This window comes from Staphylococcus sp. 191 (genome assembly GCF_011174885.1).
Lineage (GTDB): Bacteria > Bacillota > Bacilli > Staphylococcales > Staphylococcaceae > Staphylococcus > Staphylococcus coagulans.
In genome coordinates this window covers 1-21,716 of the sequence record NZ_PNRJ01000003.1, presented here as the reverse complement: position 1 = coordinate 21,716, position 21,716 = coordinate 1, and the positions used below count along the sequence as shown (strand labels likewise).

General features: G+C 36.4%; 20 protein-coding genes. 10 read left to right on the top strand and 10 right to left on the bottom strand.

What is annotated here, in order from left to right; all coding sequences use genetic code 11:
• The first annotated feature begins 3 nt into the window (after positions 1 to 3).
• Positions 4 to 342 carry a nucleotide pyrophosphohydrolase gene (locus C1H58_RS03300; protein WP_050344994.1) on the top strand — a complete coding sequence of 113 codons (339 nt, stop codon included), beginning with the start codon at positions 4 to 6 and terminating at the stop codon, positions 340 to 342.
• Between the two features lie 733 nt (positions 343 to 1,075).
• Here C1H58_RS03300 and C1H58_RS03295 read toward each other — a convergent pair.
• Positions 1,076 to 1,231, bottom strand: a complete 156-nt coding sequence (locus C1H58_RS03295; RefSeq protein ID WP_165545317.1) for a hypothetical protein — start codon at positions 1,229 to 1,231, stop codon at positions 1,076 to 1,078.
• The gene (locus C1H58_RS03290) at positions 1,218 to 1,544 is read right to left on the bottom strand and encodes a PadR family transcriptional regulator (protein ID WP_165545316.1); all 327 of its coding nucleotides are present in this window, start codon (positions 1,542 to 1,544) and stop codon (positions 1,218 to 1,220) included. Before C1H58_RS03290 ends, C1H58_RS03295 begins: the two co-directional genes overlap by 14 nt.
• Before the next feature lie 287 nt (positions 1,545 to 1,831).
• Between C1H58_RS03290 and lpdA the strand changes: the two genes are divergently transcribed.
• The 6 genes from lpdA to C1H58_RS03260 all read left to right on the top strand — a co-directional run bounded on the left by lpdA (position 1,832) and on the right by C1H58_RS03260 (position 7,895).
• The gene (gene lpdA / locus C1H58_RS03285; RefSeq protein WP_165545315.1) at positions 1,832 to 3,187 is read left to right on the top strand and encodes a dihydrolipoyl dehydrogenase; all 1,356 of its coding nucleotides are present in this window, start codon (positions 1,832 to 1,834) and stop codon (positions 3,185 to 3,187) included.
• Positions 3,188 to 3,286: 99 nt separating this feature from the next.
• Positions 3,287 to 4,234 carry a thiamine pyrophosphate-dependent dehydrogenase E1 component subunit alpha gene (locus C1H58_RS03280; RefSeq protein ID WP_165545314.1) on the top strand — a complete coding sequence of 316 codons (948 nt, stop codon included), beginning with the start codon at positions 3,287 to 3,289 and terminating at the stop codon, positions 4,232 to 4,234.
• Between the two features lie 15 nt (positions 4,235 to 4,249).
• Positions 4,250 to 5,290, top strand: coding sequence for an alpha-ketoacid dehydrogenase subunit beta (locus tag C1H58_RS03275; protein WP_165545313.1), 1,041 nt, complete (start codon positions 4,250 to 4,252; stop codon positions 5,288 to 5,290).
• 15 nt (positions 5,291 to 5,305) lie between these two features.
• The gene (locus tag C1H58_RS03270) at positions 5,306 to 6,577 is read left to right on the top strand and encodes a dihydrolipoamide acetyltransferase family protein (RefSeq protein ID WP_165545312.1); all 1,272 of its coding nucleotides are present in this window, start codon (positions 5,306 to 5,308) and stop codon (positions 6,575 to 6,577) included.
• A 226-nt stretch (positions 6,578 to 6,803) separates the two neighbouring features.
• A complete protein-coding gene (locus C1H58_RS03265; RefSeq protein WP_103356156.1) occupies positions 6,804 to 7,130 on the top strand; it encodes a PadR family transcriptional regulator in 327 nt (108 codons plus the stop codon).
• Between the two features lie 3 nt (positions 7,131 to 7,133).
• Positions 7,134 to 7,895: a hypothetical protein gene (locus C1H58_RS03260; RefSeq protein WP_165545311.1), complete on the top strand. Its 762-nt coding sequence runs from the start codon at positions 7,134 to 7,136 to the stop codon at positions 7,893 to 7,895.
• Positions 7,896 to 7,973: 78 nt separating this feature from the next.
• Here C1H58_RS03260 and C1H58_RS03255 read toward each other — a convergent pair whose 3' ends face one another.
• On the bottom strand, positions 7,974 to 8,468 hold the full coding sequence (locus tag C1H58_RS03255) for a YagU family protein (protein ID WP_060829218.1): 495 nt from the start codon (positions 8,466 to 8,468) through the stop codon (positions 7,974 to 7,976).
• 331 nt (positions 8,469 to 8,799) lie between these two features.
• Here C1H58_RS03255 and C1H58_RS03250 point away from each other — a divergent pair, with 331 nt between their 5' ends.
• On the top strand, positions 8,800 to 9,810 hold the full coding sequence (locus tag C1H58_RS03250) for a DUF418 domain-containing protein (protein ID WP_165545310.1): 1,011 nt from the start codon (positions 8,800 to 8,802) through the stop codon (positions 9,808 to 9,810).
• Between the two features lie 181 nt (positions 9,811 to 9,991).
• Here C1H58_RS03250 and C1H58_RS03245 read toward each other — a convergent pair whose 3' ends face one another.
• The 6 genes from C1H58_RS03245 to arcA form a co-directional block, all read right to left on the bottom strand.
• A complete protein-coding gene (locus C1H58_RS03245; RefSeq protein WP_165545309.1) occupies positions 9,992 to 11,710 on the bottom strand; it encodes a B domain-containing protein in 1,719 nt (572 codons plus the stop codon).
• Between the two features lie 781 nt (positions 11,711 to 12,491).
• Positions 12,492 to 13,205, bottom strand: coding sequence for a Crp/Fnr family transcriptional regulator (locus C1H58_RS03240; RefSeq protein WP_165545308.1), 714 nt, complete (start codon positions 13,203 to 13,205; stop codon positions 12,492 to 12,494).
• 18 nt (positions 13,206 to 13,223) lie between these two features.
• Entirely contained in the window at positions 13,224 to 14,165 is a 942-nt protein-coding gene (gene arcC, locus C1H58_RS03235; protein ID WP_165545307.1) for a carbamate kinase, read from the bottom strand.
• Positions 14,166 to 14,181: 16 nt separating this feature from the next.
• Complete coding sequence (arcD, locus tag C1H58_RS03230) at positions 14,182 to 15,612, bottom strand: arginine-ornithine antiporter (RefSeq protein ID WP_165545306.1); 1,431 nt, start codon at positions 15,610 to 15,612, stop codon at positions 14,182 to 14,184.
• Between the two features lie 119 nt (positions 15,613 to 15,731).
• Positions 15,732 to 16,739 carry an ornithine carbamoyltransferase gene (gene argF, locus C1H58_RS03225; protein WP_060829224.1) on the bottom strand — a complete coding sequence of 336 codons (1,008 nt, stop codon included), beginning with the start codon at positions 16,737 to 16,739 and terminating at the stop codon, positions 15,732 to 15,734.
• 35 nt (positions 16,740 to 16,774) lie between these two features.
• Positions 16,775 to 18,010, bottom strand: coding sequence for an arginine deiminase (arcA, locus tag C1H58_RS03220; RefSeq protein WP_165545305.1), 1,236 nt, complete (start codon positions 18,008 to 18,010; stop codon positions 16,775 to 16,777).
• Between the two features lie 425 nt (positions 18,011 to 18,435).
• On the opposite strand from arcA, the gene C1H58_RS03215 reads away from it, so the two are divergent.
• Positions 18,436 to 18,915, top strand: coding sequence for an arginine repressor (locus C1H58_RS03215; RefSeq protein ID WP_165545304.1), 480 nt, complete (start codon positions 18,436 to 18,438; stop codon positions 18,913 to 18,915).
• 97 nt (positions 18,916 to 19,012) lie between these two features.
• Here C1H58_RS03215 and C1H58_RS03210 read toward each other — a convergent pair whose 3' ends face one another.
• A complete protein-coding gene (locus tag C1H58_RS03210) occupies positions 19,013 to 19,606 on the bottom strand; it encodes a TetR/AcrR family transcriptional regulator (RefSeq protein WP_165545303.1) in 594 nt (197 codons plus the stop codon).
• 194 nt (positions 19,607 to 19,800) lie between these two features.
• Between C1H58_RS03210 and C1H58_RS03205 the strand changes: the two genes are divergently transcribed.
• Positions 19,801 to 21,576: an oleate hydratase gene (locus C1H58_RS03205; RefSeq protein WP_165545302.1), complete on the top strand. Its 1,776-nt coding sequence runs from the start codon at positions 19,801 to 19,803 to the stop codon at positions 21,574 to 21,576.
• Positions 21,577 to 21,716: the final 140 nt, after the last annotated feature.

Sequence of the window (21,716 nt, the reverse complement as noted above, 5' to 3'; positions counted from 1 at the left end):
ATTATGAATGAAATAAACCAAATTGTTAAGCAAATAAACCAGTTTAGAGATGAACGAAATTGGAGACAATTTCATAATGAAAAAGACTTAGCATTATCAATAACATTAGAATCTGCTGAATTATTAGAGCTATTTCAGTGGAAAAGTTCAGAAGAAGTGATTAAAAATAAACAAGTAAGGTTAGCGGAAGAATTAGCAGATGTATTAATCTACTGCTTTATGTTAGCTGATAACTTAAATTTTGATATCTCAGAAATTATTGAACAAAAAATTGAAAAGAATGTACAAAAATATCCAGTGTCTTTGAGTAGAAATAGTAATAGAAAATATGATGAACTTTGATAAAACTGTTTAAAAGTAGAAGAATGAATAAAGAAAGAGCGGGACAGAAAATAAATCGATTTCTGCCCCGTTTCTTTTATGATATAAGCTTTTCCATGGCTTTGATTTTGATGCTGTTTTTAATGATGAGGTACCCAATATAAATCAAGACTAAAAGTGGAAGGAGTCTAAGTAGCGCAAATGGCAGTTCAAATAATATTGCTTTCCACATCAGGTCAAAAGGCATGTCAAACAAACCAGGTGTTAAAAATAAATGGAATATGCCACTTTTTAAGTAGAAAAATAGGATAAAGAAAAAAGGAAGCAATATAGACAAATAAAAGGTCTGTAGTCGTTTGAAATAATGGATTTGTGATGTGATGTCAGAAAATAAAACATCCTGACCTTCTTTTTCTTTTTGCCAGTATTGATTGCTTGAATGATACTGGGATGTTGGTTTATCACTTATTAAAATAAAGAAGGGAATGTTGAAGTATGCCGCTTTTAATCAATTGTGATATAGATTGGAATTGCATTACACAGGAGACAAAAATCAGTACCTATGACTTTTCATCATTGTTAAAAAGGGATGTGTATCGTATTCAATCACGAACAGCCGCCCATACAACATAGGCTCAGTCTCATGATTGTCAATCTAAACGAGACGCCTGAGGGATTAGCCGAAGTCGAAAATCCACCAACGCTTCAACTATGTAACAGTACAATCAAGCGGTGGTTAGTTGAGACGAGGCCCCTAGGCAAGCGAGTCTGAGATGCCAATCATTAAGACAAGCCTAGCGCAGGTGAGCCCCCATGAGCTATGCGATATTAATTGATAACCCTTCTCTAGTTGTGCATTAATCCATGCTTCTTCTTTAATAGGATTCATAAAGATTTTAAACTTCCTCATGCTTCTCACTTCCTTTTTTGTAGATTTCGGCCAATCTTAATAATCTTTTGTTTTCTATTGCTAAAATATGTTCGCCTAATTCAGTAATTTGATAAACTTTTTTTCGCTCTTTCGGTGGGCTGATTAATTCAATGTATTGGTGCTTTTTTAAGTTTTCAAGTGCGCCATACAATGTCCCTGCTGCGATATTGACTTCTCCCTCACTTTTTTCTTTGACGATTTGCATGATTTTATAGCCATGAATGGGTGTTCTGACGGCTAAAAGAATATAATGCATCGTTTCAGATAGAGGCACTAGCGGATAGCGTTTCATGTTGTCACTCCTTTTAACTATATCGTCGAACTGTATAGTTAAATTATATAGTAACACTTTATAAAGTTCAACTGTATAAAGTGCGTCTTATTCTATCGTTTGATATTCCTCTTATATAAATTAATTAAAAGATATAGATTTAAATTAGTTGAATATTCAAATAATGAGGCGTAGAATAAGAATAAAGAAACAAGAAAGCGCTTACAATTAATTGTTTTTCTTGCTTCTATGTTAAATATAAGCAAATACTTCGCAGTGAAGTATTCAATAAGTAAAGGGGGATCGTTATGCGCACAACTTATGATTTGATTGTAATCGGTGCTGGGCCAGGTGGTTATGTGACGGCGATACGGGCTGCGCAATTAGGCAAGCAAGTGGCCATTATTGAAAAGTTTAATGCTGGTGGTACGTGTTTGAACGTCGGTTGTATCCCGTCTAAGACATTACTTGAACATGGGACAAAGGTACACGATATTCAAACTGCACGCGCGTGGGGCATTCAGTCATCTGACCTCTCGCTAGATGTGAAACAACTCACTTCTAGAAAAAGCCAAGTCGTCCAAACGTTAACAGGGGGTGTCAAACAATTACTGAAGAAAAATAAAGTCACTTATATAGAAGGAGAAGCGCAACTTCATAAAGATCTTCATGTAGAAGTGAATGGTGACACACTTAAAGCGAAAGATATTGTGTTAGCTACTGGAAGTCGTCCGTTTATTCCACCGATTCAAGGATTGGATAAAGTGGATTTTGATACGACAGATACTTTTTTTGATATGAAAAAATTACCGAAATCACTCGTTGTCATAGGTGGTGGTGTCATTGCGACTGAACTAGCGTCATCAATGGCTGATCTAGGTGTCGAAGTGACGATTGTTGAAGTGGCAAAAGATATCTTACTCACTGAAATTGACGAAGTGCGCACTTTATTAAAAGCCCATCTCGAAAACCAAGGCATTCGTATCATCACACAAGCAGAGATTGAAAAAGTCACAAAAGATAAAATTCATTTGGCTTCAGATGAGGCCATCCATTTCGATCAATTACTTGTCGCAACAGGTCGTAAACCGAATGTAGCACTTGCGGAAGCATTGAATTTAAAACGCGAAGAGCAATGGATTCAAGTGGATGAACATTTTCAAACGAGTGTCAAACATCTTTATGCGATTGGTGATTTGATTCCTGGGTATCAGTTGGCTCACGTCGCGAGTGCACAAGGCGTTTATGTGGCAGAACATCTTGCCGGTCAACAACCTCATCCAGTGAATGAAGACCAAGTGGCACGATGCATTTATACAAGATTAGAAGCGGCTTCGGTAGGGTTATCTGAAGCTCAAGCTCAAGAACGTGGCTATACAGTAAAGGTCACTACGTCGAAGTTTCAAGGTAATGCGAAAGCGCTGATTAAAGGTGAGGCAGAAGGTTTCGTCAAGTTGGTCATTGACACGCAATATCAAGAACTATTAGGTGCATTTATTGCAGGGCCTCATGCGACCGATTTAATTGGCGAAATTCTCGGTGTCATGGCGTCAGAAGGAACAGTAAATGAATTGTCAGATGTCATTCAACCCCATCCTGCTTTACTAGAAGGCATTGGTGAAAGCGCCGATAGTTATTTTAACAAAGCGATTCACGAATTTTAAGGATGTATACCGATTCACACTCGGAGCAGAACAGAGATATTTGAATACCGTTACCCTGCTCCAAGCAACAATGACAAATGATTAGAGGAGGAATCTATGATGAAAAAAGAACAAGCACGCTGGATTTATAAAACGATGAATGAAATTCGGGCTTTTGAAGAAAAGGTGCATAAGATTTTTAGTGATGGTAAAATTCCTGGATTTGTTCATTTGTATGTAGGTGAAGAAGCGGTTGCGACAGGTGTGATGTCACAACTTGAAGATGATGATTATATTACAAGCACACACCGCGGTCATGGCCATGCCATCGCGAAAGGTTGCGATTTGAATGGCATGATGGCTGAAATTATGGGTAAAAAAGACGGTCTCGGTCATGGTAAAGGGGGCTCGATGCATGTCGCCGAAATTGATAAAGGCATGTTAGGGGCTAACGGTATTGTAAGTGGTGGATTTGGTTTAGCAACAGGTGCAGGTATTTCTATTCGGAATCAAGGTAAAGAAAATGTCGCAGTCTGTTTCTTTGGAGACGGTGCGGCCAATGAAGGGAACTTCCATGAAGGCCTGAACTTTGCGTCTATTCTTAATTTACCAGTCATCTTTGTCTGTGAAAATAACCAGTTTGGAGAAGGCACAACCCATCGTTATGCGAGTGCTTCTGAAACGATTGCTGAACGTGCAGCAGCATATAATATGCCCGGTGTACGTGTCGATGGCATGGATGTTGTTGAAGTGATGGAAGCGACTAAAAAAGCGGTTAAACGTGCGAAAAAAGGAGAAGGTCCAACATTAATTGAGTGCGATACGTATCGTAAATACGGTCACTTTGAAGGCGACGAACAAAAGGTAAAATCTCCAGACGATCGCAATGCAGATAAAAACGCGACTGAAGCATTTCGTAAGCGTGCGATTAAAGAAAAATGGTTAACAGCTAACGAAGCGAAAAAAATAGAAGAAGCAGCCAAACAAGCAGTTGAAGATGCAGTGGCGTTTGCAGATGAGAGTGATTTACCAGATGTCGAATCATTATACAAAGATGTATTTGCATAGAAGGAGGCTATCGTCATGAGTGAAAAACGTAAGATAACATTTATGAGTGCGATTAATGAAGCAATAGACCAATCAATGAAGCAAGATGAAAATGTGATCCTTATCGGTACGGATGTGTCAGGGGGCGCAGGCGTTGAACATATTAAAGATGATGATACGTTTGGTGGCGTGTTTGGCGTAACGAAAGGACTTGCTAAAAAATATGGCCGTCAACGTGTCATTGATACGCCGATTGCAGAACATATTACAATCAGCTCAGCTGTGGGTGCGGCTGCGACAGGATTACGTCCAATTGCAGAACTGATGTTTAATGATTTCCTTGGATTTGGATTAGATCCGATTTTAAACCAAGGCGCTAAAATGCGTTATATGTTTGGGGGTAAAGCTAAAATTCCACTTGTTGTAAGAACAGTGCATGGTGCAGGCGCTGGTGCGGCGGCGCAACATTCACAATCACTTTACAACATGTTTGCGGCTATACCGGGCGTGAAAGTTGTTGTTCCGTCTAACCCATATGATGCGAAAGGCTTGCTTATGGCAGCAGTTCAAGATGATAACTTAGTTGTCTTTTCAGAAGATAAAACACTGCTTGGACAAAAAGGTGAAGTTCCAGAAGAACCCTATACAGTTGAAATCGGAAAAGCACGTGTGGTTAGAGAAGGCGAAGATTTAACGATTGTCGCCATCGGTAAAATGGTTGCTGTCGCAGAAGAAACGGCTAATCAACTTGCCGAAGATCGTATCTCTGCTGAAGTCATCGATTTACGTACAGTGTCACCTTGGGATGAGGAAACAGTCCTAGAGTCAGTGAAAAAGACGGGACGCCTCATCGTTATAGATGAATCCAATCCTCAATGTAATATTGCGGGTGATGTTGCTTCTGTTATTGGAGATCGTGGTTTTGATTATTTAGATGGTCCAATTAAAAAAGTGACTGCACCAGATACACCCGTGCCATTTGCGGCGAATTTAGAGGCAGCGTATATACCTAACGTAGATAAAGTGCTTGATGTCGCTTCAGAACTGATTGAAGACTTAAAAAAGGTTAAATCATAGAAAGGAGGGACACATATGAGTCAAAATATTATCATGCCAAAGCTCGGAATGACGATGAAAGAGGGCACAGTGGAAGAATGGTTTGTTGCTGAAGGGGATGAAGTAAAAGAAGGCGACAGTCTCTTAACAATAAGCTCTGAAAAGCTGACACAAGATGTTGAAGCACCTGCGAGTGGGACTTTACTCAAAATAAAAGTCGCTGCGGGTGAAGAAGCAGAGGTCAAAGGTGTCTTAGGTATTATCGGTGAGCCAGATGAAGCGGTAGACACTGACGCAGCGTCTAGCGAAGAAGCGCAATCGGAAAGTTCAAATGCAGAAAAATCTGATGAAAAACCAACTGATGATGAGGTATCAAATACATCAGAAGAGACAGCGATAAAACGCTCTGAAAATGCAACGCCAAATCAAGGACGCATCTTTATATCGCCATTGGCACGCCGTATGGCTAAAGACAAAGATTTAGACGTGACACGAATTAAAGGAACAGGTGGCAATCAGCGTATTACAAAACTGGATATTTTACGAGTCGCATCACAAGGTTATGACCTTGAACAAGAAACGAATGGAGCCACTGCGCCTAAAGCTGTCTCAGCAGAACAAATTGGCGATGGTTTAAATCCAATGCGTAAACGTATCGCGCAAAATATGCGACAAAGCTTAGACAATACAGCGCAATTAACGCTACACCGCAAAGTAGATGCCGATCGCTTATTGGACTTTAAAAATAGATTATCAGAGGAAATTAATGACGCAGATAAAGCCATTAAACTCACAGTGACTGCTTTACTCGCAAAAGCAGTCGTTCTAGCACTCAAAGATTATGGCGCAATGAATGCACGTTATGAGCAAGGTGAACTTACAGAATATGATGAAGTGCGCCTAGGTATTGCGACTTCTTTAGATGATGGCTTGATGGTACCTGTCATTGAGCAAGCAGATACGAAAAGTGTTGGCGCGCTCGCAAAAGAAATCAAAGCAGCTTCAGAAGCAGTGAGAGCGGGCGATACAAATGCAGTGCAACTCAGTGGTGCAACATTCACAATTACGAATATGGGTGCGAGTGGTATTGAATACTTCACACCGATATTAAATCTAGGTGAAACGGGTATTTTAGGCGTGGGCGCTTTAACCCAAGAGGTCGTACTGGAAAATGACAATGTCAAACAAGTGTCACGCATTCCGTTAAGTTTAACCTTTGACCACCAAATCTTAGACGGTGCAGGGGCAGCAGAATTCTTAAAAATACTCGCGCGTTATATTGAGAATCCTTATTTATTAATCTTATAATTGCATTCGTAATCGAAAAGTAGAGGGGTTGGGTCATGATGCCTAGCCCCGTTTTTTATTGTTTAAGTACAAATGTACCATTTACACATACAAAAATGTATGACGTTAAATTTGAAAGTGATGTATCACACCCGTCAATACCTCCTTATTTATTGTAAAGGGTTGACGGACTTTAAATTTTCAACTATCTTATATTATAAGGTAGTTGATAGAAAAGAGGATTGCGATGTCAGTATCGAATCAAATGATGAAGGGGCTTTTAGATGGCGCGATACTCGGTTTAATTGCGCAAGGTGAAACTTATGGTTATGAGATTTTAGAAAAGTTGAAGGCAAACCAGTTTCCTGAAATTAGTGATGGCAGTATATACCCAGTCTTATTACGACTTAGCAAAAAGGGATATGTCCATACGACGACACGAAAATCGGATAATGGTGGACCGAAGCGGAAGTATTATACGATTTCAGAAAGTGGAAAACAAGAGCTTGAACAATTCAAAGCAAAATGGCGTGATTTGAATACAGGTATGAATCATCTTTTTGGGAGGGTGTAAGAAATGTTAAGCAAACAGTCGGAAGATTTTTTAGTTAAGCTAAGAGTTGAACTTTTGTTTAGGGGTAAAAAGGAAGAAGAAATTGAAGAAATAGAAGAAGAATTAAGAGATCATTTAGCAACTGCTGAGCAACAAGGTGAAGATGTCCAGGCAATTATTGATATGCCGATTAAAGCCTATGCTGACAAGTTTTCAAAGCATTTGCCCTTTATCAATCATTTGACAAAATACGTTGCATACTTTGTCCTATTTTTGCTTGCTTTATTTACGATACCCGATTTATTTGAACAATCTTATACTTTAACAGCAAGTGATATTTTAAATGTGATTTTTACTTTTTTAATCACTGTGATACTTGGCTTATATATGATACGAAAGTTGATTTTAACCTTTGGTGATAGTAAAAAAACATATATTTTTGCAGCGATAGGCGGTATATTGATATTTGGATTGATTTTATTTGGCGCGTTTTTGGCACACACCTTTCCACTGTATGAGATTGTTACATTGACTCAACAACAAAGTAATATAACGGGTGTGATATTGCTCCTATTAGTTATGCTCATCTGTGTCGTTTTGAAACAAAAAATCTATGCAGTCATTTTATTTCTAGTTTGCTTACCGAATATCGTTGCGCTTTTAACAACACAAAATAGCTCAAGAACACAATATCTTACTATTTCATTATCTTTGTTCATCGTTTTAAATATTGCTTTTATGGGTTTTGCATTTTATCAATTTCGTAAAGATTCTAAAACAAAATAAAAAATTGAATGACAGTGATTTTTAAAAATAGTAAACCGCTCGTGTGATGCATGTGTATCACAAATGAGCGGTTTTGTTTTAATCTAATTGATAGCGATGGACAAAAAGTTGTCGAACGAGATCGATGGTCATCATCCAAACGATATGACCGAATAATTCAGAAAGATGTTCTTGGAAGGGTTGATCCCAAGGCGCAGGAACGGTATGCATAATCGGCATAATCATCAAGTGGAATAACACCCAAATCACAATCCCAAATACAGCGCCTTGGCCCATTGCCATATAGGCATATTTCTTCACTAAGAAACAGTAAATAATGGCAATGACAATAGAAAAACTAAAGTGAACGATAAAGCTCACCCAAGGCAATGACATGCCTGAGAATGTGTAGGTTTGATGGGTAAAATCATGACTGAATCCGAGTTGTTGTAACAATTGTTGCGGTGGATTGGTCGCATTGCGTTCTGGTGTACGGGGCGGGAACATGACTTCCCAACCTAATTTGACAATACCGGAAAGCAGCCCTCCGATAATGCCAGTATAAAATAACAGACCGATTTGTCTTTGAGTCAACTTAAGGACCTCCTGTTGATATGTCTACTTTTAGTATATTATCATGTGAAAATATTCTCAATAAATATTATTTAAATCGATTTACAGCTCAATTTGATACCATTGATAGGGGGCGCATTTTAAAGATAGATTTTAGAAAATATGTTGTCAATAAAGAATGAAATGAGACTGTGTATGGATTTCAATGATACTTTTTTCAATTTATGTGGGCTGTGTGGTTATGTATAAAAAGCATTATGGACTTCTGCCCGAGTGACAATACGCCTTGAGCCGCATGATAGATGGTATATGAGTGTTTATGATAGCAGTATACTAAATAAAGGAGTTTTTTATGGAACCGACAAAAAAGAGAATAGAGTTATTGGATTATATGAGAGGATTTGCTTTATTAGGCATTATATTTGCGAACATCATTCCTATTTTAAAGATTCAAGGTTTTCATGGGCAAATTGATATTGACTATATGAAATATTTAAACATCCTCGTTGAAGCGAAGTTCTTTTCAATCTTCTCATTACTATTCGGGATAGGCTTTTCAATCTTCTTTAATAGCGCCAAATGCAAAGACGTTAATCCATATTTTCTATACTTGAGGAGAATCCTCTTTTTACTATTGCTAGGTATTATACATCAAATCTTCCAACCAGGTGAAGCATTGCTTTTTTATGCCATCATTGGCCTACCGCTATTACTTTTTACTTTTGTAAATAAAAAACTCAATCTTGTTATTGGGTTAGCTTTACTCTTCGTCGCTTTATTTGGTGAGAACAAAATCGCTTTCGTCCCCGGTTTGTTTATTCTAGGATACACGATTGGCCAATTTGACTTACACAAAAATATTTACAATCGTCCAAAATCTTTAATAGTAGCATTGCTGCTATCATTTGGTGGCTTTATTATTTCGATGGTCGTACTGCATCAGCATAATGTACTTCCAACGTATGAATTGGCGAAATCACAGATTAGCCTCAATGCGTATGTTGAAAAATACAATACATTTTCTGATCTTATCGTTTTTACAGCACCATTTATTTCACTGTTTTATGTATTATTGTTAACTTATTTATTACAATACGATACGGTTAAAAAAATCTTGTTACCATTGAAGTATTATGGACAAATGGCGTTAACCAATTATTTGATGAATACGTTACTTATTATTGTAGCGGGTCAATTTTTGACATTAACGTTTGCACAAACAGGCATTGCATGTCTTGTGATTTTGATTGTGCAAATGATTTTTTCAATGATTTGGTTAAGATTTTTTCAATATGGACCGATTGAGTATATTTTGAGAGTAGCCACGTATTTACAATTTTTTAGCATCAAACGGTCTCAATAAACAGCGGGCATGTCATGCGTATCCCGTTGTAATCAATCAAAAGTAGAAGCGCAATTTTATCGATGAAAATCAAAAAAACTGTGAAGTCGCCACTTTGACGACATGCACAGTTTTTTTATCCCGTTTATTTATATTCTAAGTTGGTTTTATATTTTGTGTAATGTGTTGGAAATTTTAAAACTTAGTTTGATTTTCTGCTGCGGCTTAATAAGAAACCACCTAATGCTAAGCTCAATCCACCTGCAAGTGTTGTACCGAATAATGCGTCATCGCTTTCGCTACCTGTTTCAGGTAAAGCTTTCATTTCATTATTCGCTTTTGCAGCTTTGTTTTCATTCATCATTGTTGATTTATCCATGTCAAGTTTTTGACCAGGCATAATCATGTTTTTATCAGCTAAGCCATTATCTTTCGCAATTTTATCGGCAGTAGTGTGGTTTGCTTTTGCGATTTTATCTAAAGTATCACCAGGTTGAACAACATGCGTTTCGCTATTAGGCATCATTTTGTTGCCAGTGTGATTCATGCCATTGTTACCAGACTGGTCTTTAGCCATGCCCATGTCTTTATCTTTTTTCATGTCTTTGCTGTCTTTGTGCATGCCTTTATCTTCAGCTTTTTTGTCTCCAGCTTTGTTGTCATCTTTGTGCATGCCTTTATCTTCAGCTTTTTTGTCTCCAGCTTTGTTGTCATCTTTGTGCATGCCTTTATCTTCAGCTTTTTTGTCTCCAGCTTTGCTGTCATCTTTGTGCATGCCTTTATCTTCAGCTTTAGGTGCTTGGCTGTCATTTAATTTTTTCGCTTCAGCAAGAATATCTTTGCTGACACTTGGGTCATCTTTAAGGCTTTGGATGAAACCATCACGTTGTTCGTCAGTAAGGTTAGGTAAGTGTAAAATTTCATAGAATGCATTTTGTTGTTCTGCACTATAATCTGGTTTCGCTTGGATATCGTTTAATTTTTTCGCTTCAGCAAGAATATCTTTGCTGACACTTGGATCATCTTTAAGGCTTTGGATGAAACCGTTACGTTGCTCTTCATTAAGGTTAGGCAAGTTTAAGATTTCATAGAACGCATTTTGTTGATCTGCGCTAAAGTCAGGAGCAGCTTGGCTGTCGTTTAATTTTTTCGCTTCAGCGAGCACGTCTTTACTTACGCTTGGGTCATCTTTAAGACTTTGGATAAAGCCGTTGCGTTGATCTTCGCTAAGGTTAGGCAAGTTTAAGATTTCGTAGAACGCATTTTGTTGTTCTGCGCTAAAGTCAGGAGCAGCTTGGCTGTCGTTTAATTTTTTCGCTTCAGCAAGCACGTCTTTACTTACACTTGGATCATCTTTAAGGCTTTGGATGAAACCGTTACGTTGGTCATCTTTAAGATTAGGTAAGTTTAAGATTTCGTAGAATGCATTTTGTTGATCCTCATTTAACTCTGGTGCAGGTTGTGTTGGTGCTTGAGCAACGTTTGTATTTTTTGCTTCAATTAATACATTTGCACTTGCACTTGGATCATCTTTAAGGCTTTGGATGAAACCGTTGCGTTGCACATCAGTTAAGTTAGGTAAATTTACAATTTCATAGAATGCATTTTGTTGTGCTTCGCTATGGTCAGGCGCAGGTTGAGAACCCTCTTGACTGTCGTTTAATTTTTTCGCTTCGTTAAGCACATCTTGACTTGCACTTGGATCGTCTTTGATGCTTTGAATGAAGCCATTACGTTGATCTTCATTAAGATTTGGTAAGTTAACTACTTCAGAAAAAGCATTTTGTTGATCTTCAGCAGTATTCGTATTGTTTGATTCTTCAGCGAAAGTTGGTGTGTTTACAAGTAAAGAACTCGCGATTAAGCAAGAACCTACTCCGATAGAAAGTTTACGAATACTAAAAAAGTTTTTGTTTTCCATTGATTACAACCCCTTAAAATATAAAATATATATTGTAACGCTTGATATAAGTCTACAATATTAGAATAGAATTGTATAGTGAAATTTCTAAAATTTTTAAAAATCAACTGTTGCAATATTCGATTGTTTATTATCGATTTATATAAAAATTTTAGATGTCATAAATATAAGATTTAAAGAGATTGTATATGATTAAGATGTTGAAAAGCGGAATTAAGCAAGACGAAGACTTTTGATGTAGGGCTAGACAAATTGTCTATTCGTATATATTTTTTAAAATTACGTTTATATTTATAATAAACGGTTTAGTTTGTGCGTTAAAATGATAAAAAATATGCTTAATACATATTTATTTTTTCTAGATTAAGTATTTTGGCATTTCAAATAGGGTTTTAAATTATGTATTTAATATTAGTTTATATTCAATCTATAAGAAGGTGCTACATTTTCAAAATTTTTATTTTTTAGTTGATGTACGTAAATATAAAGGTAAGTTTTGTTATTTTAAAGCAGGATACGTGGTTATTGATGACGTATAAGAATATTCATTTCAAATATAATAAACGTTACTTTCACACGTTTAACGTATGAAAGTAACGTTATATGTATGGCTTATTCCATGAGTTGAACTATATAAAATCATAAAAGAAGTAGTTATCTGATTTATATATCGCTGTATACGTTCTTGGGATTCATGTAAACCGAGAGACGCTTATAATGGAATGGAACAGAAATTGAAATAATTTTTATCCCATTCCATTGATTTATCATGCAAAAAATATTATTTCAAGATGGCTTTACTAATCATCCAATTCTTCTGATCTTTTAAAAGGAGGTTTTGTGTTTTTAGTTCGTTTACAATGTGCCCTGTCGTTTCTCGGGAAACACTAGCTAGATCGCTGACCATTTGAATTGTTAAAAATTGCTTAATCTCATAAAATTCTTCATGGTCCTCGCCAATTGTATGGCATAAATAAATGAGTACTTTCTCTACACGTGCTTTAGCGCTTTTTGCACTAAGTGCCATGTTATATTCTGTTAATTGTTTTTCATTTTCGCAAAGGTATTTATACATTTGAATAAACACTTTATCGTGATTTCGACATATATATTCTATCAGTTCAATCGGTACGGCCATGACAATGCTATCGGTGAGTGCAGTACACATTTCATTTGTTGTTTTATCTTGAAAAAGGTTGTGAAGCGGGTATAGATGTTCGCCTTTATTTAGTACACGATAGACATCCCCATTCACGCTGTAATGCTCTCTTAATATATAACCATCGATTAAATAATATAGATGTGTCAGTTCATCAGAAGAATAGTAAATCACTTGGCCTTTATTGTATTGTCTGACGATAAATTCATTCTTATACGGCTGCAATGCAACCGTGGGTATATTGATAAAGGCAGCAAACTGCTCGAGATAGGTATTCACATTGTTTTTAATGAGTGAGTTATCAATTGTTGAGTGATCATACGGGTTTTGCCCCATAAATCCACCACCTCATAGCTACTTATAAATTTGTGTGCCGACTTCTCCTTTAAAGGCTTCATAGGCTTTATCTAAGTTCGTGATGACCGCACGACGTCCTTCTCCGTTTTCAACAAAATCTATAGCCGCTTCAATTTTAGGTAACATAGAGCCTTCTGCAAATTTACCTTCTTGTGCGTAGCGTTTTAAACTTTCGACATCGATATCAGTGAGTTTTTCTTGGTTAGGTTTATTAAAGTTAATATAAACATTTTCAACGTTTGTTAAAATCATAAGGGTATTGGCATCGATGAGTTGTGCTAAACGTTCGCTTGCAAAATCTTTATCGATAACAGCTTCCACACCTTCATAAGTGTCGCCTCTTTTAACAACAGGAACACCGCCACCACCACAAGCGACAATAATGTTATTATTTTCAACTAAAGTACTAATTAATTCATGCTCTAAAATGGATATAGGCAGGGGGGAAGGGACGACTTTACGATAGCCTCTACCCGCATCTTCTTTATAGACCGAATCACGATATTGTGCTTTTTGTTGTTCAACTTGAGCTTCTGTATAAAAAGGCCCAATCGGTTTTGTCGGGTTTGACATTCTTGGATCATTTTCGTCAATTTCCACACGTGTTATCACTGTACCCGCTTTCCGATTGCTGTTAACCTCTGCTAAAACACGGTTGACTTCCGTTTCAATCCAAAAGCCAATCATTCCTTGTGTCATCGCACCACAGACATCCAGAGGCATCGCAGGTGTTTGTGGACTATCAGCAGTCGCTTGTTGAATTAAAAGACTGCCAATTTGTGGTCCATTGCCATGGGAAATGACAATATCGTAGTCTGTATTAAATAAAGGCTTTAGTGTTTGCATTGTTTTACGTATAGCTTGTTTTTGTGTTTCTGCAGATCCATCTGTTGTTTGGATGGCATTTCCGCCTAGAGCAATTACAATTTTTTTATGCATAAAATTTCACTCCTCATTAAAATACGTCGACGGCACCGCTCAATAATCTCAAGATGCCGATAATGGCTAAAATGATAATAATGACAAAGAATAAATAATCGACTCGTTTTAATGGTTTTTGATTATTTCTTTGTACAATCGTGTAAACAATGAGCCCTGGAATATAAAGCAGCATCGTTAATAAGAAGTAATCCAATCCCGCTGCGTATACGAGCCAGATTGTGTAAACAGAAGCGATGATACCAATCATCCATTGCTTCGTTGTTGCACGATGTTTCGTTTGAATTGTATATTTCACTTGGTAAAAAGCACTCAACATGTAAGGAACAAGAATGGCGCTTGAAGCAAGTGAAAAAGCAAATTGATAAGCGCTTTGTGTGAAAAGCATACTGATTAAAAAGATTTGAACTAATATATTAGTAACGAGTAATGAATGGACAGGTGCTTTGTTTTCATTTTCTTTGGCAAACCATTTAGGGAATAGGCCATCCTTCGCAACGATAAAAGGTAATTCACCAGCTAAAAGTGTCCAACCTAACCACGCGCCTAATACTGAAATAATGAGGCCAATATTAACGAGAACAGATCCCCAATGACCGACAATGTGTTCTAACACTGCTGCCATAGAAGGGTTAGAGAGTTCTGAAATATGATTTTGTTGGATGACGCCTTGTGCTAATACGGTCATTAAGAAATAGATGACCAACACAGAAACTAAACCAATGACGGTTGCGGAACCGACATCTTTTTTATTTTTAGCGCGTCCAGAAAAGACGACAGCGCCTTCAATACCAGTAAAGACCCACACAGTGACGAGCATTGTACTTTTAACTTGAGAAAGCGTGTCTCCCCAACTAAACATATGTGATGGGCCACTTGTCATGCCAAAAATACCTGCTTTAAAAGTGTCAAAGTTAAAAGCGACAATCATACACACAAGTACTAGTAAAATCGGAATCAATTTCGCGATGGTCACAATGCTATTAATCAATGCTGCAGTTTCGACACCTTTTAAAATAAGATAATGCACGCCCCACAATAAGATTGAGGCAATAATAATAGAAGGTAGGGTATTGCCTCCTTTAAACATTGGGAAAAAGTTACCTACTGCGGACATGAGCAACGTCGCATAAGCCACATTGCCTAAAAAGGCAGCAAACCAATAGCCCCAAGCACTTGAAAAGCCAATAAAATCACCAAATCCTGCTTGGGCATAACTGTAAATCCCACCATCTAAATCTTGGCGTTCATTGGTTAAGTTTTGAAAAACAAAGGCAAGTGAGATCATACCGACCGCAGTAATCAGCCATCCAATAATGATAGCTAATCCGCCAGCTTCTTTACCCATATCTGAAATGATGTTAAATGCACCGCCGCCAATCATCGAGCCAATGACTAAACCAATTAAGGAGGTTTTATTTAATTTGTTTTCATCTGTTCCACCCATATGTCATGTCTCCTTTAGATAGATAAAAAGTCCGGCATAAAACTTATTTTAAAATATTTTAATAGTATTTTATTATGATAAGAATAACTGGACTTTTGTATCATATCATATCTATTGAATTAACCTAATGTAGCGGCCATTACAGCTTTGATGGTATGCATGCGATTTTCAGCCTGATCAAAGACTTTCGCATGTTTGCTTCTAAAGATTTCATCTGTGACTTCCATTTCGGATAAGCCATACTCATCTTTAATTTTTTGGCCATATTCTGTATTTGTGTCGTGGAAAGCAGGTAAGCAATGTAAGAAAATTGTGCTGTCTTTACCTGTTTTGTCAAATAAAGCTTTGTTCACTTGATAATCTTTTAATAATTTAATACGAGATTCGAATTCACTTTCTTCACCCATTGAAACCCAAACGTCAGTATAAATAACGTCAGCACCTTTTACGCCTTCATCAATATTATCGGTAATTGTTACTGAACCTCCGTCTTGTTTAGCACGACGTTCAGCGATATCAATATAATCTTGAGAAGGGAATAAAGATTTAGGAGAGCAGATTGTAACATCGACACCTAACATTGGACCTGCGACTAGAAGAGAATTTGCGACATTGTTACGGCCGTCGCCTACATATGTGAGTTTAATACCGTCTAAATGACCAAAGTTTTCTTTGATCGTCATATAGTCTGCTAACATTTGTGTTGGGTGCCAAGCATCAGTGAGCCCGTTCCATACAGGGACACCTGAAAACGCTGCTAATGCTTCCACTGTGTCTTGAGAGAAACCGCGGAATTCAATACCGTCAAACATACGACCCAATACTTTTGCCGTATCTTCGACAGATTCTTTTTTACCTAATTGGATGTCATTTTTACCTAAAAATTCTGGATGTGCACCTAAATCGATAGAAGCAACTGTAAATGCAGCACGTGTCCGTGTTGATGTTTTTTCAAATAATAAAGCAATATTTTTACCTTCTAAATAGCGATGTGGGATGCCTTGTTGTTTATAAGATTTTAAAGTCATCGCAAAATCAATTAAGTCTGAAAATTCTTTTTTAGTAAAATCGTCTTCTTTAAGTAAATGTCTACCTTTTAAATCTAATGGTTTTTGAATATCTGTCATTTTAAAAAATCCTTTCTTAATTTGATAATGAATGCTTAAATGTCTTCTCTAAATAAAGGTTGGCTCATGCATCTAGGGCCGCCACGACCACGCACAAGTTCGCTACCTGTGATTTCAATGACTTTGACTCCTTTATCTCTTAGTAGTTGATTTGAAACGTAGTTACGATCATAAGTGACGACTACGCCAGGGCGAATGGTTAATGTGTTTGAGCCGTCATTCCACTGTTCACGTGCTCCGTCAATAACATCGCCATTACCTGTAGGAATGAATTCAATGTTATCGACATGTAAAGCGTCTTCTAATGTTGTTTTAAGTTGACTTGAATGTGAGATTTTAATATCGTTTGTTGCTTCATCTTTTTCGATTGTAAAAATATTCATATGATTTTCTTCTTTGAAAATCGCAGCATGCATTGTAAATTTGTCATAATCAATCATTGTAAACACGGTATCTAAATGCATGAAACTACGACTGTTCGGGATTTCAATAGCTAATACTTTTGTAAAAGTTGATTGATCATCAAATAAAATTTGGCGTGCCAAGCGCTCAATGGCTTGTGCCGAAGTCCGTTCTGAAATACCGATGGCTAACACTTCTTTTGAAAGGACTAATTCGTCGCCACCTTCGATATTGAATGGTGAATTTCGATCCAACCAAACAGGAACGTCTGCATCTTTGAAACGTGGATGATGTTTAAGAATATAGGTCATAAAGATAGATTCTCTACGACGTGCTCTCCAATACATTCGATTGATCGTCATACCGCGTCCGATAGAAGCTTGAGGGTCTCTTGTAAAGTAAAGGTTTGGCATAGGATCTAAATAAAATGGATATCTATCATCCATATATTCCACAAGGTGATTCATTTCTAATTGAATCTCTTCTTTACGTACACCTGACATAATTTTATCTATAAGTTCTTGATCGCTTAATGTTTCAAATAGCGTTTTAATCTCTTTTTCATGACCGAGCACTGTTTTTTGAGATTCAGCTAAAATATCATCAATAAACTGTTCACGTACAGCCTTATCAGCAATTGCTTCTGCGGCTAATTTTTCGAGGTAAACCACTTCAACCCCTTCATCTCTTAAAACTTGCGCAAATTTATCATGCTCTTCTTGCGCGACTTTCAAATAAGGAATATCGTCAAATAATAAGCCGCTGAGATGATCAGGCACAAGGTTTTCTAATTCTTTGCCTGGTCGTTTGAGTAAAACGGTTTTTAATCTGCCAATTTCACTATTCACTTGGATTGGTCCTTTTTCCATTGTTATTCCTCCTTTGATTGATTACATCCAAAGTATAAAACGCTTTCAGTTATCCAGCTGTGAATGTTTTCTCAATGTAAATGTCTAAAACTTCATACAAATGATTTATTCAATACACAATACTGATAACTTATGCATACTTTACCCTTTTAACATGCGTATTTATGAATAATAAGTTAATATTAAATTAAGAGATATGTATAATATTATTCTTTATTCAAAAATGTGTATGTATAATCATCAATCTTTTGAAAAGAGATGTTTATTGATTTTTTGTAAGAAGATGAAGCCACTTAAATGTTTGACAGCGTGTGAGGGTTCATGTGAGATGTCAGAAACTTCACATTTACCAATGAGATGTTTTGTTATGGTAGAGATACACAGTTATTTGTCAGCGGGATTATGAGGCAAAGGAGTTTAAATGCATGAAAAAAAGAAAAAGATTAGACTTAGTATCTATGATTGTAAAAGAGCATGACATTCATTCAAAAGCAGAAATTGTGGATTATATAGAAAAACATTTTGGAATAAGGTATAGTGTAGCGACAATTAGTAGAGATTTAAATGAATTGAAGATTTATAAAATGCCATCCACGCATCAAGAGCGGTGTTATCAAAAGTATAATGAAAATGCGCAAAATGATGCCAAAGCGAAATTAATTAATTTTTATAAAGATGAAATCGCCTCTGTCGTAATCAAAGACACGTACTTAATTATAAAAACAGCACCGGGTTTTGCACAGAGCATTAATTATTATATTGATCAAATGGAGCTAAACGAAGTACTGGGGACAGTCGGGGGGAATGACACAATTTTAGTTCTTACGGCGTCAGCGGAACTTTCAAAATATGTTCATTATAAGCTGTTTAATCAAACTTACCAAGATGCAAATGGCACCCCTTAATCAATGAATATGAATTTTTATGATTCAAGTCAAAGTCGACGTATGCAAGCTACTGTAATGGAAGCGATTTGTGACAAAGAACATCTATTTGTGAACCTTAATTGATACGTTTTAAGTGTGTTTCTCTCATACCGCATATCAAGTTGACAATATCACTTTTAACTCTTGTGAGTGATTGTTCAGCGTGTGTCTCTTTAGACCAATTAAAGACTACACTTAACACCCCACCCGTTAAAAAATGATTATAAATTGTTGGATCTACGTCCAATCTGGCCCCAGTTTGAATATCGTATTGAGTTTGCTTATTGATGGCTTGATAAATTTGTTCATAAATAATCCGTGATGTTTCATCATATAAATGATGCGTTACTACACTGTTGACTATTACTTTGTTGTCATTAATAAAGGTTAATAAGTCATGGATATAACGCTCAAGGAAAGGCTTCGGGTCTTCAAAACGAATATCGGATAAATGAATTTGTCTAAAACGATTCAAGACGTTTTCAATCGCATGATTCAATAGATGATACTTATCCTTGTAATGTCGATAAAATGTTGAACGACGGATAAGTGCGTAGTCACACAAGTCTTGTATTGTAATGTGTTCAAATTCTTTTACTTTTAACAATTCCGTAAATGCATTCATAAGTGCGTTTTGCGTTTTAATTACGCGTAAATCCTGTTTATTCATCTTTTAACACCTCAGATATCGAACAATTTCTTGATTTTGTCATTTAAGTTACAAATAGTGAATATTGGCGCCTAATTGGATGTGGTCTGTTGATATAATAATATTGAAGGGAATTTTAAAATGAAGGAAGTCATTTATTTTCCTGTTTGTCTTTTATTATACTGATTTTTAATCCAAAAAAGGAAGTGTTTACTATGTATTATAGTAAAGGTAATTATGAAGCATTTGCACGCCCAAGAAAACCTGAAAATGTAGAAAACAAATCTGCATATTTAGTGGGATCTGGCTTAGCCGCTTTAGCAGCAGCTTGTTTTCTCATTAGAGATGGACAAATGAAAGGCTCACAAGTTCATATTTTAGAAGAGTTACCTAAGCCTGGCGGCAGTCTTGATGGTGACGAACTTCCTAATAAAGGTTATGTCGTACGCGGTGGTAGAGAGATGGAAAATCATTTCGAATGTTTGTGGGATTTATTCCGCTCGGTTCCTTCTTTAGAAGTCGAAAATGCTTCAGTTTTAGATGAATTTTATTGGCTGAATAAAGAAGATCCAAACTATTCACGCTGTCGAATGATTGAAAATAGAGGACACCGTGTTGATACGGATGGCGATTTTACGCTTACACAAAAAGCAATTAAAGAAATTTTAGATTTATGTTTAATGAATGAAGAAGATTTAGATGATGTCAAAATCACAGATGTTTTTTCTGAAGATTTCTTAAAATCCAATTTCTGGGTTTATTGGAAAACAATGTTCGCATTTGAACCTTGGCATTCTGCTATGGAAATGCGTCGTTATTTAATGCGCTTTGTTCACCACATTGGCGGCCTTGCAGATTTTAGCGCACTTAAATTTACAAAATACAATCAATATGAATCACTCGTATTACCAATGGTTGAATATTTGAAATCCCATGATGTTCAATTTGAATATAATATCAAAGTAGAAGACATTAAAGTAGACGTTACGACTTCTCAAAAATTAGCACGAGAAATTCTTATTAAACGAGATGGCAAAGATGATGTCATTCAATTAACACCTAATGATTTAGTGTTTGTAACGAATGGTAGTATTACAGAAAGTTCAACTTATGGTGATAATGACACACCTGCACCTATTACAGATGACATTGGTGGTAGCTGGTTATTATGGAATAACTTGGCAAAGCAAAGTCCAGAATTTGGTAATCCAGAAAAATTCTATAAAGATTTACCAAAAAGAAGTTGGTTCATTTCTGCGACTGCGACAACAAACAATAAAAAAATCATCGGTGCCATTGAAAGACTATGTAAACGTGACCCGCTTTCTCATAAAACAGTAACAGGTGGTATTATTACTGTTAATGACTCATCATGGCAAATGAGCTTTACGGTTAACCGTCAACAACAATTTAAAAGTCAACCTGATGATCAAGTGAGTACTTGGATCTATGCTTTATACTCTGATGTTGATGGCGATTATATTAAAAAACCAATTACAGAATGTAGTGGTAGTGAAATCTGTCAAGAATGGCTCTACCACATGGGTGTCCCTACTGAAGAAATTGAATACTTGGCAACTGAAGAAGCAAATACAATACCTGCGTATCTCCCTTATATTACATCTTACTTTATGCCAAGAGCAGTAGGTGACAGACCATTAGTTGTGCCACATCAATCACGTAACCTTGCCTTTATCGGTAACTTTGCAGAAACTGAAAGAGATACTGTATTTACAACAGAATATTCGGTTAGAACAGCAATGGAAGCTGTTTATCAATTATTAGATATTGATAGAGGGGTACCAGAAGTCATAGCTTCTGAATTTGATTTGCGCGTGTTAATGGATGCGGCATACGAATTAAATGATCGTAAAAGTCTACAAGAAATCACAGAAAATAGTAAAATTCAAAAAGTAGCTTTGAGTGGTTTCTTAAGAAAAATAAAAGGCACATATATTGAAACGTTGCTTAAAGATTATCATTTACTCTAAATAAAGATTGATAGATTGTAGTATTATAGTGAGTCTATTCAATGGAAGCATCTATTGAATAGGCTCTCTTTTTGTGTTTAAAGCAATCAACTTAAAAAGTGATAATCGAAAGGTATAAGATGATTGGTAATGTTATATAT

Excerpts from the sequence above, each read along its gene's own strand:
- C1H58_RS03295 (WP_165545317.1), bottom strand. The coding sequence starts at position 1,231 with ATGAGGAAGTTTAAAATCTTTATGAATCCTATTAAAGAAGAAGCATGG.
- C1H58_RS03215 (WP_165545304.1), top strand. The coding sequence starts at position 18,436 with ATGAAAAAAAGAAAAAGATTAGACTTAGTATCTATGATTGTAAAAGAG.
- C1H58_RS03245 (WP_165545309.1), bottom strand. The coding sequence starts at position 11,710 with ATGGAAAACAAAAACTTTTTTAGTATTCGTAAACTTTCTATCGGAGTA.
- C1H58_RS03275 (WP_165545313.1), top strand. The coding sequence starts at position 4,250 with ATGAGTGAAAAACGTAAGATAACATTTATGAGTGCGATTAATGAAGCA.
- C1H58_RS03300 (WP_050344994.1), top strand. The coding sequence starts at position 4 with ATGAATGAAATAAACCAAATTGTTAAGCAAATAAACCAGTTTAGAGAT.
- C1H58_RS03205 (WP_165545302.1), top strand. The coding sequence starts at position 19,801 with ATGTATTATAGTAAAGGTAATTATGAAGCATTTGCACGCCCAAGAAAA.
- C1H58_RS03260 (WP_165545311.1), top strand. The coding sequence starts at position 7,134 with ATGTTAAGCAAACAGTCGGAAGATTTTTTAGTTAAGCTAAGAGTTGAA.
- C1H58_RS03265 (WP_103356156.1), top strand. The coding sequence starts at position 6,804 with ATGTCAGTATCGAATCAAATGATGAAGGGGCTTTTAGATGGCGCGATA.
- C1H58_RS03280 (WP_165545314.1), top strand. The coding sequence starts at position 3,287 with ATGAAAAAAGAACAAGCACGCTGGATTTATAAAACGATGAATGAAATT.
- C1H58_RS03240 (WP_165545308.1), bottom strand. The coding sequence starts at position 13,205 with ATGGGGCAAAACCCGTATGATCACTCAACAATTGATAACTCACTCATT.
- C1H58_RS03250 (WP_165545310.1), top strand. The coding sequence starts at position 8,800 with ATGGAACCGACAAAAAAGAGAATAGAGTTATTGGATTATATGAGAGGA.
- argF (WP_060829224.1), bottom strand. The coding sequence starts at position 16,739 with ATGACAGATATTCAAAAACCATTAGATTTAAAAGGTAGACATTTACTT.
- lpdA (WP_165545315.1), top strand. The coding sequence starts at position 1,832 with ATGCGCACAACTTATGATTTGATTGTAATCGGTGCTGGGCCAGGTGGT.
- arcD (WP_165545306.1), bottom strand. The coding sequence starts at position 15,612 with ATGGGTGGAACAGATGAAAACAAATTAAATAAAACCTCCTTAATTGGT.
- C1H58_RS03210 (WP_165545303.1), bottom strand. The coding sequence starts at position 19,606 with ATGAATAAACAGGATTTACGCGTAATTAAAACGCAAAACGCACTTATG.
- C1H58_RS03290 (WP_165545316.1), bottom strand. The coding sequence starts at position 1,544 with ATGAAACGCTATCCGCTAGTGCCTCTATCTGAAACGATGCATTATATT.
- C1H58_RS03270 (WP_165545312.1), top strand. The coding sequence starts at position 5,306 with ATGAGTCAAAATATTATCATGCCAAAGCTCGGAATGACGATGAAAGAG.
- arcA (WP_165545305.1), bottom strand. The coding sequence starts at position 18,010 with ATGGAAAAAGGACCAATCCAAGTGAATAGTGAAATTGGCAGATTAAAA.
- arcC (WP_165545307.1), bottom strand. The coding sequence starts at position 14,165 with ATGCATAAAAAAATTGTAATTGCTCTAGGCGGAAATGCCATCCAAACA.